Source organism: Gracilibacillus kekensis (assembly GCF_900143085.1).
Taxonomy (GTDB): Bacteria; Bacillota; Bacilli; order Bacillales; family Amphibacillaceae; genus Gracilibacillus; species Gracilibacillus kekensis.
In genome coordinates, this window is the sequence record NZ_FRCZ01000002.1 from 385,942 (window position 1) to 399,886 (window position 13,945).

Below are 13,945 nucleotides of genomic sequence, written 5' to 3' on the forward strand. Positions count from 1 at the left end.
TCCATTAAGATGAGCTTACTAAAATTAATACCTGAACTGTCTTACCAATTCGTTTAATTCTTCCGCTATTTTGGAGAGTTCTCCAGCATTATTTGCAATCTCTTCCATCGAACTATTTGTCTGTTGAGAGGAAGCAGATGATTGTTCAATGCCTGCAGCTGCCTCTTCCGAAACAGTAGCTATTTCTGTAACAGCACCACTCATATCCTGACTGTTTTCTGACATCGTTGCGATATTACCTGTAACAGTTTTAAAATTGCTCACCATCTGTTTCATCGCTTGATTTATTTCTGTAAATGTCTCACCTGTATTTTCTATCTGCTTCGTTCCTTTTTCAACTTCTTCATAACCACCTAATAACGATTTGGCGACACCTGTAGATTCTATCTGTATATCGCTTACAATATTTGTAATGTCCGACACTGAAACAGAAACCTGTTCGGCCAGCTTTCTTACTTCATCGGCTACCACGGCAAAACCTCTACCATGTTCTCCTGCTCGGGCTGCTTCAATCGAGGCATTTAATGCTAATAAATTTGTTTGTTCCGCGATATCCTTTATGACAGAAATCAACTTGGTTATCTCTTGAGATTTGCTATCTAAACCTTGTACCTTCTTCACTGATTCGTTGACTATTTGGTCGATAAGGTTCATTTGGTGTACAGATGTTTCCATCAATTGTCCACCTTTTTCTGTAATGGCAAGTACTTCATTAGATGAATGATTAATATGATCACCACTTGCGCTTATTTCCTGTAGCTTACTAATAAATGATTCCATGGAAGAAGATAGAGCACTTGTATTATCCACCTGTGTTTCAGCACCAGATGATAATTCCTGCATAGTTGCAGAAACTTGTTGAGAACCTGCCTTTACTTCAACAGATGATTGCGTTAATTCTTCACTTTTCCTACTAACAATGTCAGATACTTTAGAAATTTGTTGAATAATTAACCTTAAATTATGACTCATTGTATTTATAGCTTGAGCAAGTCTACCAATTTCATCAGATCCATCGTAATCAATTGTATCTACCTCAAGATTGCCATCCGCTATACGATTGCTTACTTTAACTAATCTATTAAGATTACTAGAAATTACGCGACTAATAAAAAATACGAGCAGTCCACCGATCACAATGGATATGATCATAGATATAAGTAAGACCATTATGCTAGCTTGCTGGTTTTCTTTGGTTTGAGACACAGAGGCTGCTTGCTCTTCTATCAGGTTTTTTCTGATTTCTTCTAATAAAAAAACCGACTCATTTCTTAAATTTCTAATTTGAGTGGATAGACTCTCCGTGTTTGTTTGGTTACCTGAAGATCGTTCTTCCATAATATCTGTTAAAAATAGTTTATTGATCTCTTCATCATTTGCAATTACTTTGTCTAGCAATTCTCTTTGCTTGTCTGTTTTCATTGAGCCTTCAAGATTTTTTATTAATGTATTAAATTCCTGTTGTTGTGTTTGATACTCATCAATAAACTGTTGATGGCCTTCTTGAACAAAAGTCACGACATTAATACCTTTTGATTGTATAAGTGTTCCTAATTCTGTAATTTCGATTGCTTGATAGCCTGTTTGTTCTAAATTTAAAATATTCTCTTCTGTTTTATTCATCAAGGTTAAAACGATCGCTGTAGATATTGCGAATAAAATAAATATTAAAGATAATGTCAGTCCATATTTCTTGCCAATATTCAAATTTCTAAGCGTACGTTGATGAAAGTTAATATTTTTAATTTTTGTAATAGATGCATTAAACATATGTAATCCCTCTTTTCTAATAAAAACAAGAATGTATGTTCTTTGTTGAAGATAAAGTAAGACTCCAAATCATTCGCACTGATTGTTAGCTAAACTTATAAGGAAGTTAGCGTCCGCTTTCCCCTACTAAGCTTCCTTACAAAAGCTCAAATTTTGAAGTAGTGGTAATACGGGCGATTAGCACTGTGATAATAATTTTTGAACTAGAACAACTAGAAAAATCGCACTATGAAGATAGGCCGTCAAGAACTTACTTGACAGCCTATTATTAAATAAGTCATTCTATTTTTTACTACACACGAAGACTTCTACTCTTTATTTCTCGATTTTCTTGATTTTTAGACAATCTAGCAAAAACGTTATAAATGGAGAATGCCAAAACACTCCCGACGATCATTAAGAAAACTGGTGCAAAATAGGTTACAGTTAGTACTCCAACTATTATTAGAATGATTAAAATAGTTTGAAGATAGTAACCAATAGATAAGAACAACGCATTTTTGAGAGATTGTATAACAGATAATTCATAATGAACGAACACGAAAAAAATGTAAATGGATATAAAGAGATAGAGAACACTGGAAAAGATCAACAAAATTAGTACAAACAGTTTTCCAGTAAAATCGACTTGCATTAAAATTGACAAATCAAAATATAAAATAAATCCTGCAACTAACCACATTATTCCTATAATAAAGCTTTTTTTAAAGTTGTCCTTAAATAGTAAAAAGAACAAATAAACAACTCCAGCATCTGTTCCTTCTGTGTGCCATCTACGGACAACGCCAAATAAAGCAGTAGTAGCTGGAAATATAGTCAAAATCGGTATACAACATATCACCCATAAGACATTAAGTAACAAAAAGTGGGCGAAAATATCGATTATACGAAAAAACATGTTTTCAGATGTATTCATAGCGTCACCTTCAGGAGGAAATCATTATTTCGGTTTCAATAAAACATGATTCTCTTATCATTAATTGAGGATCAACTAATAAAGAACCTGGCTCTGCGTTATCAGAAATTAAATCATGTAACATATAAGCAGCTAATTTTCCCATCTTTTCTTTGTCTTGTTTGACCGTTGCTAGGGGTGGATTGCTATAACGACTAGCCTCAATATCATCACAGCCGATTAATTTTATATCCTCTGGTACACGAATTCCCTTTTCTTTAATAGCCTTTAGTGCCCCAAATGCCATCATATCTGACGCAGTATAAACCACCTGTGGGTAAGGAGAACTAGTCAGTATTCGTTTCATCGCCTGATAACCACTCTCTTCAAAGTAGTCACCATATTGTATCCAATCTGCTCGTTTTACCATTCCAAAAAGTTCGATAAAATGAATAAATGCATTCTTCCTAATGTTAGAAATCTTGGAATCACTCGGACCACCAATGAATGCTACCCCTTTAATCGAATTCAGGTAGAGATATTCGACTACTTTTGCAGAAACCTTATTATTATCTGTAGATACATAACTTGATCTTGGTCCTTTTAGTTCGATATCAATTCCTACACATGGAACATCACTTTGATCCAATTCATCAAGAGGGGCTTCCAACTCTTCTCCAGAGATAATGACACATCCATCTAACTGAAAATATTTACATCTTGCCACATAATCTTCTTTATTACTACTAAAATTTTTATCGGAAAAAACAAGAATATCGTAACCTAGTTTTCCAATCGCTGTTTTAAATGAATTCACCACTTCGTTAAAAAAGGGGTGGCTAAGTTCAACATGGAAAATCAAACCAATTAGATTCGATTTTTTCGTCGCCAAAGACTTGGCGGAAAAACTAGGTTTATATCCTGTTTCCATAATTATTTTATTTATTTTTTTTCTCGTCTCGGAACTGATACTCCCAGTTTTGTTAATTACTTTAGATACAGTCCCTGGTGAAACACCCGCCATTTTTGCTATATCTCTGATTGTCAACTTCATGAGAATCCCTCTATTAATTCAAAATTAAAGTTCTTAACTCTTTACAGCACCTTCTGTTAAACTTTGAATGAATAATCGATTTAACAATAAGAAGATAATGATTAGTGGAACGGTAGCCCAAAATGTTCCGGATAAAATCATGCCATTATCACGTACATAGTTATCAATCAAACCACGTAAAGCAACCTGTATCGTAAAAGAAGACTCTTCTCTTAAAACAACAAGCGGCCATAGAAAATCGTTCCAAATATACATAAACTTAATAATCGCTAATGTAGCAAAAGCCGGTATAATAACAGGAACTGCTATATTCCAATACACTCTAAAGTTCGTACATCCATCGATTTTGGCAGCATCTACAAGTTCATCAGGAACATTACTACTAATATATTGCCTCATCCAAAATATACCAAATGCATCAATTAGTCCTGGTACAATAATTGCCTTTAGATCGTTTAGCCAGTCTAATTGAGTTATGATGAAATACTGCGGAATTAACCCAAGTTGTGGAGGTATCATCATGGTCACAAGAATCGCCACAAATAAGAAATTTTTTCCTTTGAACTCAAATTTAGCGAAAGCAAAACCTGCTAAAGAACATAAAAATAACACACCTATTGTTGTTACAACAGATACAATTAAGGAATTCCAAATTGCACCAAAAAAATCGATTGTATTGATCACATTTGTAAAATTAGTAACTAATTCCGAACCGGGAATAAACGCCGGTGGTACACTATTAATTACACTATTATGGTTTGTAGCCATTACAAACATCCAATACAATGGAAAGATAGATAGAAAGGCAGCAATTACAAGTAATAAATAGACAAACAACTTAGAAATTGAAACCTTTTTAGATCCTGTTTTTTCACTCATTTGCTAACCCTCCTTATCGTCCTATCCGATTTGCAATGAATACGTTAATAGACGATATTATAATTATTATAATAAATAAGATAATCGCAGCTGCGGAAGCTGGACCAAATGATAAATTCGTAAATGCTTCACGATATAAATATAAAACCACGGTTATACCTTCTTCTCTGAATGACCGACCAATATAAATTAAGGGCTCTGTAAACAATTGCAAAGCACCAATAGTTGAAGTGAAAACAGTCAATATAATGATCGGGCGTAGCATCGGAATGGTTATATACTGTATTTTCTGACGTATCGTAGCTCCGTCAATTTGTGCTGCTTCATACAATTCGTTTGGTATAGCTTGAAGTCCTGCAAGGTAAATAATTGTGTTGTAACCAACCCAGCGCCAAAACACCATAGTAGAAATGGCTATTTTAACCCCCCACCAGGAAGTTCCCCAACTAACTGGATCAAATCCAAGCCAGCCTAAAATAACATTAAACAGACCAAAATCCTGATTATTAAACATAATCCCAAAAACAATCGCAACCGCAACAGTCGACGTTACATACGGCATAAAAATCGCTACTCTGAAAAGACTTTTCATCTTAATAAGTGCCGAATTTAGGGCATATGCCAAAATGATACCAATTATTAATTGTGGGATCGTTCCTAATACCCACATAATTAATGTATTAGATAAAGAAGTCCAAAATATCTGGTCCGTTAATATCCATTCGAAATTTTGCAAACCTACATATTCCATTTCACCTAAACCATTCCACTTTTGAAATCCTAAATAAAAACTAAATAAAATTGGAAATAGCCCAAAAATCCCAAACAATATAAAAAATGGTGAAATGTATATGTAAGCAGAAATGGCTTCTTTTGTTTTCTCACTTAAGGATGATTTTTTTTTGGTAGTTAGCGTCGTTTCTGTTTGAGCCATCATAATCTCTCCCTTCATTGATTTCAAACGGTCTATGAATGGATTCCATAGACCGTTTGCACATCATCCTTATTGTCTTTCTAATTGTGAATTTATACGTTCCACAGCTGCATCCCATTCATCTTGCGGATCAGCTCCATCTACCGCGACATTTGTAAGTGCCGTTGACAACTCTGTATCAACAACTGCATAATTCACACCCATGTGTACTGTTTCTACTGCTTGTGCAGCTTCAGCAAAAATCTGTGCAGTCGGAGCACCACTAAAGTATTCATCAGTAGTTGCTAAAAATTCTTCATTCTCATATACATCTGGTGTAGATGGGAACAATCCAGCAATTTCAAATGATCTCAACTGTTGTTCAGGTGCTGTTAACCATGAAATGAAATCAAATGCTTCTTGCGGATATTCTGATTCAGCTGGGATAGTTAAGAAAGAACCGCCCCAGTTACCAGCACCTTCAGGAATAGATGCAATATCCCATAATCCGGAAGCATCTGGTGCATTACCTTTTACATTAGCAACCATCCAACCAGGAGCACCCGGCAATGTCGCATAAGTACCTTCAGCCATTGCAGTTCCCCACTCTGGGGTCCAAAGTTCATTTTGTCCAACTAAGCCCTCTTGAATCATTTTTGTCGTGTAGTCATATGCTTCTTTTACAGTTTCTTCTATGATCAGCTCGTTATCTTTATTAAAATATTGTTGCTCTTGTTGATCTCTTAATGCATTAAATACGAGTTTTGGTGTATCTGCAATAAACTTACCTGTTTCTGCTTTAACTGTTTTAGCTGCTTCATAGTAAGCATCCCATGTATCAATTTCAGCAGCTAGTTCTTCACGATCTGTCGGAAGACCAGCTTCTTCCATTACATCTGTACGATAAAACATTGTGGTTGGACCAATATCAGTTGGTAACCCAATTTGAAAAGATCCATCTACATTTTGAGCTTGTGCCCATTTCCAATCAAGGAAGTTACCAGAAACATCATTTGCACCGTAGTCATTTAAATTATAAAACTGATCGGATGCTTCCAGGAATTTTTCAACTTGACTGATTTCTATCTGAGCAATATCAGGTGCACCACTTCCTGCAGAAATTGATGTAAACAAGTTGTTGTGCATATCATTCATTTCACCTTCATTAATGGTGATTTCTACATTAGGATTTTCCTCCATATACTCATCTACTAACTCTTGATAGCCTGTGCTACCAAAAATCCAAAAATCCAGAGCCACTGTTTCACCACTGTCGCTGCTAGTTTCTTCTTCATTTCCACTATTTTCGCTGGTGCTATCTTCTTCACCACTATCGCCACTTGTACTGTCACTATCATCACTACAAGCAGCTAAAGAAAAGACGACTAGAGAAAGTAAAATTGTCATTAACCATTTTTTCATCACACTAACCCCCATGTTTTTAAATTTAAAAATCACTTACTAATCCAAGCATCGAATTCACAGTTTCGATAATGTCTTTTACAAGGATGCATGCTATAATTCCAACGAAACTAAGAAAACGGTTTCCTTATCAAGAAAAAAAAAGATACAAATATTTCCGCTGCAGCGTTGTGTATCCGTTTTCTTAGTTCATTATATTACGATAAGTTTACAAAATCAAGTGTTTTTTAGAAAAAATATCCGTTAAACTGGGAACTAAGGGAAAACGGTTTCTGATACAGTGGTTATATTAAGGAACTTCCTATAATAACATCACTAAAAATTCCTGACAGTTTAATTTTGGCATTCCTAGTCTTTCCTGTGAATTATTAACCTAAATGCACGATCATGAATACTTAAAGTTAAACAAAGAAAAAACTACTCCTCTCCTATAAGTTGGAGAAAAGTAGTTTTCACTGTACTCTCTATTTCATCTCTGGTATCACTCGTACCTCTTTTTTCATTTCAGATTGACAGATTGGACAAGCTGGTTCTTTTTCAAACGAATAATTTTCGCGCATCCATCCTTGGCAATCGTCACTCACACAAGACCAGACATTTGTTTCTACACTTTCTACAGGTTCTTTTTGGTTATTAAAATAAGCCATTCGGCACTCCCTTTCATGGGTTATACCTCTATTATACGCTTAATTATCTTTAATTACAAAGTTATTACGATAATCCTTCAAGCGTGAAACGATAGACATAGTTTTGGTTTGCGAATAAACGATATTCTGGATGTGTTTGTTGTCCCCAACTATCGTCACCACCAACACCCATTTGCCATCCGTTAACTCTTACGGAGACCTTATCAGAGACAGGTAATTTGTAATGGTGACTGGCTTTTTCAAGTTCAAAAGGTGTGTAGGCTAGTGCATTCACTTCAACGGTTGGATCTCCCGTTATTTGAATGCCATTACCTTGGTTATCAGTAATTTTCATCCAACGCACTCCACATTTATTTCCGCTCTCCTGTGGTTTTAAATAAGGCTGCAGCTGTTCTGAAACTTTTCCTTCATGTTTCGCAACTTTACCACTTTTTTGTCGATCCCAATACGTTTCATGTGGTCCTTTGCCATACCATTCCAAACGGTCAAATGAATCTGCCAATTCAAATCTCATACCTATTTCTGGAACATCAGACAAACCTTTTCCTGGTTGTAACTGATTTTCTACCTCAATCTTTCCTGATGCATGAATCGAATAACGTACAGTTGCAAATGAAACTGATGTTGTCGGTAATTGATAAAATGCTTCAACGACTACAATACTTTCCTGTTGTTCGATATGAAGGTCGATTAATGTTCTTTCAAGACTAGCCTTACGCCACTCACTATTCTTTTCATCTACTTTAGCACCACGGTCATTATCGGTCATAGCCCTCCAATAATTAGGAACCATCGGACTTTTGATTAATTCTACCCCTTTGACAAGATACGATGTGAAATCACCTGTAGTTTGATCAAAAGAAACACTAAATTCTTCTCCTGTTATCTGATAAGAATTAGACTGTTCGTTTACATTTATCGTACCTTTAGCAGCATTACTTCTCGTTATTGCAGGGATAAAGAATTGTTCAAATGCCACCTCATGATCAGGCTTAGCCCAAAATGGAAGGTTTTCATAGACGATTTGTAATGTAATCACTTGTTCCTTAGATGAATCGAATTTATCATTTTGGTAAGCTAAAGTTACGATCTGTTCTTTTTGTGGTGCTGCATCTAATAATTGGACCCCAGATTCGATAACTTCGCCGTTCTCTTCAACGGTCCATACTAATTTATAGTCCTCTAAGGATTGGAAAAGGTGCTTATTGATAATATTAAATACACCTTTTTCTAGGTCTTGTTCTTCAAAATCGATATTACGATAGCATGCTTTAACCTCTAGTAATTTAGGTGATACGGCGCCATCTGCGAATATCAGACCATCACCAGCAAAATTGCCATCATGAGGTGACTCACCAAAGTCGCCACCATATGCTAAAAATTCTGTACCATCATCGGTCTGATGACGAAGTGCTTGATCTTTCCAATCCCAGATAAACCCACCTTGTAATGAAGGATATTGATCAAAAAGCTTAGTGTATTTATCTAAATTACCTGTTGAATTCCCCATTGAATGTGAATATTCACATAAGATATATGGTTTTTTATCACCAGGTTGCGTTGCATAAAATTCTAACTCTTGTGGGCTTCGATACATGGTTGATTCCATATCTGACGCATGGTCAGACGGGCGATAATGGAAAACACCTTCATAATGCACCAAGCGAGTCGGATCTTCTTTCGTAAAATAGTCATGCATCTTTACGAAATTATCTCCACCAAAAGATTCATTCCCTAATGACCAAATGACAATGGATGGATGATTCTTATCACGCTCGTACATCGATTTACAGCGATCCAACACATTTGCTGTCCATTCTGGCTTACTACCAGGCAACGAATCTTCTAAATTTTGCTGTCCATATTCCCATGTTCCGTGTGTCTCTAAGTTTGTTTCATCAATTACGTACAATCCATATTGGTCACATAAGTCATACCATTTAGGATGATTTGGGTAATGAGAAGTACGCACAGAATTTATATTATATTTTTTCATAAGCACAATATCTTCAATCATATCTTGTTCCGTAACAGCTCGACCTTTGTCAGCAGTAAATTCGTGACGATTGACACCTTTAAAAACAATTCGTTTGCCATTAATATGCATAATGTTATCGATCATTTCAAACTGACGGAACCCTACTTTTGTCGCAAACACTTCGAAAACTTGACCATCTTCACCTTTTAGCGTCAGAACGACAGTATATAAATAAGGATTTTCCGCACTCCACTGAAAAGGTTTTTTAATATTTGTTGTAATTGTAGCCGTTGAAGACTCTTTTTGATCCAAGTCTAATTCAATCGTTTGTTTGCTTACGGTCTTATTATCAGCTGACAACAATTCTATTTCCAGTTGACTTGTAGGAAGAGATTTTTGAAAATAATTAAGCACATGTGCTTGTACTTCAAGGCTTGCATCCTGATAATTTTGATCAAATGAAGTACGAATACGGTGATCATATAGATGTAAGTCTGGTAATGCATAGGCATAGACGTCACGAAAGATCCCGCTCATTCTCCAAAAATCTTGATCTTCTAGCCAACTAGCGTCTGCCCAACGGTATACTTCAACAGCTAATTTATTTTCACCTTTTTGTAAATACGGTGTCAGATTAAATTCTGCTGGGGTAAAGGTATCTTCACTATAACCAACTAATTCTCCATTAAGCCAAACATAGAAAGCCGCTTCCACACCTGCAAAATGTAAAATAATCGGCATCTCTTCCCATTTTTTTGGAAGATCAAATGTAGTTACATACTGACCAACTGGATTATAATTTGTCGGAGCAAATGGTGCCTCTATCTCCTCGTGTTCAATCCAAGGATATCTCGTATTAACATATTGAGGGTAGTCATACCCTTCTAACTGCCAGTGGGCAGGTACATTAATATTTTCCCAATTCGAAACATCAAAGTCACCTTGATAAAATTCCTTTATCCGCGCGTCCGGATTCTTTGAGAAATGAAACTTCCATTCACCATTCAAACTTTTCACAAATGGTGACTTTTCATCTTTAAAACTAAAAGCTTGTTCACGACTCTGGTAAGGAATTGCTAAAGCGTGTTGAGGCATACGGTTCCATTCAAATATCTCTGGATTGTTATTCCACTCTGGAAAGCCATTTTTTGGTGGTGTGTAGGTTTGTTTTGTTTTGTTAAACATCAACTTAATACCTCCTATTATTGTAATCGAATACATTTTCATCTTTCGTATTTATTTACTTATGTAGTATAATAAAATAAAAGGTAAAAATAATCAAGTTAAATTTTACTTGTTTTACTTAACGGATGGTGAAATAAATGGCAACAATAAAAGATATAGCGAAAAAAGCTGGTGTATCCATTGCAACAGTGTCTAGAGTTTTAAACTATGATCCAACCCTCTCAGTGGGAGAAGTGACTAAAAAAAGAATCTTTGAAATTGCAGAATCGATGTCCTACCAAAAAAAGAAGACCCGAAAAAAGATAACACGACGAATTGCTTTCGTGCATTGGGTGACAGAGTCTGAGGAACTGACGGATTTATATTATATGGGCATACGTCACGGGATTGAAGATCAAGCGAAAGAGATGCATCTTCATTTAATAAAATATACAGTCAACGATATCGACGATATCCCCTCTGATGTAGATGGTATTATCGCAGTAGGACGTTTTAGTAAAATTCAAACAGAACAATTAAAGTCTATTTGCACGCACGTAGTGTTAGTGGATTCGGACTTTGACCATAGTGGATGCGATGCCGTGCTGACTGATTTTCAACAAGTGATTAGCCAAGCGCTATACCATTTGATTGGTCAGGAAGTAGCACATATTGGTTTTATCGGTGGGAAAGAAACATTACAAGGAACAATTAAACCAACAGAAGATATTCGTGAACACTTCTTTCGTCGATTAGCAAAAGAAAATAATGTATTAAATGAAGAGCTTATTTTACAAGATCATTTTAATGTAGATAGTGGGTATCTATTAATGAAAAAGTTTATATCTCAAAACACATTAGAAAATATAGGTTTTATAGCTGCCAATGACCCACTTGCGATTGGTGCTTTAAAGGCATTAAATGAAGCAAAAGTCGACGTACCTGCACAAGTTCGTTTGATTGGTGTGAACGACATCAGTGTTTCTAAATATGTTTATCCTTCGTTAACGACTATAAGAATTGAAAAAGAACTAATGGGCAAAACAGCCGTCAATTTAATGATGGAGCGTTTACGCGATGATCGTCAGATTTCCAAAAAAGTTTATATCGATACTTCTTTAGTGAAACGAGAAACAACCTGAACGATACTATATGTATTGTTGCGCAATAACAGGATTCTATGCATTAATTGATGTAGTAATTTTAACAGTAAATTTGTGCGTAACATTCGCTACGGCTTGTTCGCTCCCCTTTCCATGGGGTTTTTCCTTCAGCTAACTTTTCCAAGCAAAAACCGCATGGAAAAGTGGATCTTCAGGAAAAACGAATCCCATAGGAGTGGTAGCGAACGCCTACGCTGGTTGAAATTCTACAATAGAAGCAAAGTTTAAAAAAAGACTACTATCAATAATGTATACGAAATACTTATAGAAAGTTTAAAATGACAGCTGTTACAACAGTTGTAGTATCCGTTTAGAGCGAAGGCGTCCGTTTTCACTCCTGCGGGATGTTTTTACCCTAAGATCCACTTTTTAAGTGAATTTTGCTTAAAAAATTAGCTTAGGGTAAAAACCCGCGGAAAGGGAAACGGGCAAGCCGAAGCGGTTGCAAAGCAGTTATAAAATCTCATCATTACCACTTTTACTGCGTAGTCTCTTCATTACGCATAAGAATTGTGTTGTCACAACCTCTTTAATCATTAACAGAAGCAGTATTCAGAAGCTATTATGTTACTTAATCATTGCTTTTAATTCGTGTAATGTTTTCGCATCCTGTAAAAATTGTCGTTCATCATCATCCTTTACAAATTCCATAAGCACATAGCGTTCTTTACCGTCTTCCTCAATTAATTCTATATAGTTTTGCCATTCTTTAGCACCACTTGCTAAATTTAATCGTTCATGAAAAGATAACCAATGAAAAATATGAATATTTGATATCCATTTCTTTACCATCTCAATACTAGTTAGTCTCTCTTCAATGGTTACTCGATTTGGTGGCTGCCAATATATAAATACATTTTGATGAGATATCTCTTCCATTAACTTTGTAGCACTTTCTTTCGTATCTGTTAAGGTATGATCATGATACTCCAGATGAACACTAATCCCCTCTTCTTCTGCTAAATCTGCAATATTAATCGCATCTGTAACCACTTTTTTTCGATAATTTTCATCTGCATCTTTGCTTCCCATCATGCCTGGCCAAACCCTTATTGCTGGTGCTCCCAATCTTTTAGCTGTTTCCAAAACAGTAATAAAATCATACTCATTACCAGAGTGATCTGCTAAACGATAATAGGATCCATATGAACTTACTTCTAATCCTCGTGCAACTGTCAAAGCAGCTACTTGCTCTGCCTTTTGATATTCACCAGGTGAAACATGAACGTCTCCCCCCCATTCAATTCCATCTAATTCTGCTTTAACTGCTAAATCAATAATTTGCTCAGGATCTTTGTCACGAAACGTTACAGAGCATAATCCTAACTTCATCTATTAATCTCCTCTCATTTATAGTTTTTCTTGTTTTCATTAATATTAGAAAAAATCGACAAGCATTTGAATGTCTTGTCGATTTCTATGTTAAGATTCAAGTAATTCTTCTAAAAATTGAGTCGTTTTGTCTAAATTCTCAGAACTAGCAGGTATTATCAGAATACGATCTTCAAAGGCTTCCATGTCATTAAACACATCAAATTGATTGGTACTTATACCGTATACTTTTTCGGTATCAAATTTATATAATTCTACATTATGTTCTTCAAGTAAAGAAACATCTATGACCTGATTAAAATCCAATAACCCTTCTTGACCAAGCATTTCAGCTGCAAATTCTTCTTCAGTTACCATAATATCTATCATTCCTGTCGCAATTCGAGCAACTAATTTTTGCACCTGTTCATATGACTGTTCCGATAAAGAACCCCCATCTGAAATGATGTTGTCCGTTGCTACTTGGAAATCATCAAAATATTTGTCGTTTATTTGATTCGAGAATTCTTCTGTCACATCATAGGATATTTCGCTTACCACCATTAACTGATATAATTCTTCTTTTTCTTCAAATATGGTAGTTAAAATAGATACTAAAATAAACACACCAAAAACAATTCCAAATATATGTAATTTATAATATTCCCAAATATAATCGACTGCTTCTTTAAAAGACATCGTTTTCAATGTTGCCCATAACTTTTTCATTTGATGAAACTCCCCCTGAT

General features: G+C 35.4%; 11 protein-coding genes. 1 reads left to right on the forward strand and 10 read right to left on the reverse strand.

Annotation, left to right across the window (positions count from 1 at the left end; genetic code table 11):
- Window positions 1–24: 24 nt before the first annotated feature.
- The 8 genes from BUC25_RS07350 to lacZ all read right to left on the reverse strand — a co-directional run bounded on the left by BUC25_RS07350 (window position 25) and on the right by lacZ (window position 10,743).
- Window positions 25–1,770: a methyl-accepting chemotaxis protein gene (locus BUC25_RS07350; RefSeq protein ID WP_073201216.1), complete on the reverse strand. Its 1,746-nt coding sequence runs from the start codon at window positions 1,768–1,770 to the stop codon at window positions 25–27.
- 292 nt (window positions 1,771–2,062) lie between these two features.
- Window positions 2,063–2,686, reverse strand: coding sequence for a YesL family protein (locus BUC25_RS07355; RefSeq protein WP_073201217.1), 624 nt, complete (start codon window positions 2,684–2,686; stop codon window positions 2,063–2,065).
- A 10-nt stretch (window positions 2,687–2,696) separates the two neighbouring features.
- Complete coding sequence (locus tag BUC25_RS07360) at window positions 2,697–3,719, reverse strand: LacI family DNA-binding transcriptional regulator (RefSeq protein ID WP_073201218.1); 1,023 nt, start codon at window positions 3,717–3,719, stop codon at window positions 2,697–2,699.
- Window positions 3,720–3,752: 33 nt separating this feature from the next.
- Window positions 3,753–4,598 carry a carbohydrate ABC transporter permease gene (locus BUC25_RS07365; protein WP_073201219.1) on the reverse strand — a complete coding sequence of 282 codons (846 nt, stop codon included), beginning with the start codon at window positions 4,596–4,598 and terminating at the stop codon, window positions 3,753–3,755.
- A gap of 13 nt (window positions 4,599–4,611) precedes the next feature.
- Window positions 4,612–5,532 (reverse strand): carbohydrate ABC transporter permease, encoded by a 921-nt coding sequence (locus BUC25_RS07370; protein WP_073201220.1) that lies wholly within the window; start codon window positions 5,530–5,532, stop codon window positions 4,612–4,614.
- 69 nt (window positions 5,533–5,601) lie between these two features.
- Window positions 5,602–6,933: an ABC transporter substrate-binding protein gene (locus BUC25_RS07375; RefSeq protein ID WP_084543403.1), complete on the reverse strand. Its 1,332-nt coding sequence runs from the start codon at window positions 6,931–6,933 to the stop codon at window positions 5,602–5,604.
- A gap of 464 nt (window positions 6,934–7,397) precedes the next feature.
- Window positions 7,398–7,580, reverse strand: a complete 183-nt coding sequence (locus BUC25_RS07380) for a cold-shock protein (protein ID WP_073201222.1) — start codon at window positions 7,578–7,580, stop codon at window positions 7,398–7,400.
- Between the two features lie 64 nt (window positions 7,581–7,644).
- Window positions 7,645–10,743, reverse strand: coding sequence for a beta-galactosidase, LacZ type (gene lacZ, locus BUC25_RS07385; protein ID WP_073201223.1), 3,099 nt, complete (start codon window positions 10,741–10,743; stop codon window positions 7,645–7,647).
- 137 nt (window positions 10,744–10,880) lie between these two features.
- Here lacZ and BUC25_RS07390 point away from each other — a divergent pair, with 137 nt between their 5' ends.
- A complete protein-coding gene (locus tag BUC25_RS07390) occupies window positions 10,881–11,864 on the forward strand; it encodes a LacI family DNA-binding transcriptional regulator (RefSeq protein WP_073201224.1) in 984 nt (327 codons plus the stop codon).
- Window positions 11,865–12,452: 588 nt separating this feature from the next.
- Here BUC25_RS07390 and BUC25_RS07395 read toward each other — a convergent pair.
- Together BUC25_RS07395 and BUC25_RS07400 are read right to left on the reverse strand one after the other, a co-directional pair.
- The gene (locus tag BUC25_RS07395) at window positions 12,453–13,217 is read right to left on the reverse strand and encodes a sugar phosphate isomerase/epimerase family protein (protein ID WP_073201225.1); all 765 of its coding nucleotides are present in this window, start codon (window positions 13,215–13,217) and stop codon (window positions 12,453–12,455) included.
- A 90-nt stretch (window positions 13,218–13,307) separates the two neighbouring features.
- Window positions 13,308–13,925, reverse strand: coding sequence for a hypothetical protein (locus BUC25_RS07400; protein ID WP_073201226.1), 618 nt, complete (start codon window positions 13,923–13,925; stop codon window positions 13,308–13,310).
- Window positions 13,926–13,945 lie beyond the last annotated feature (20 nt).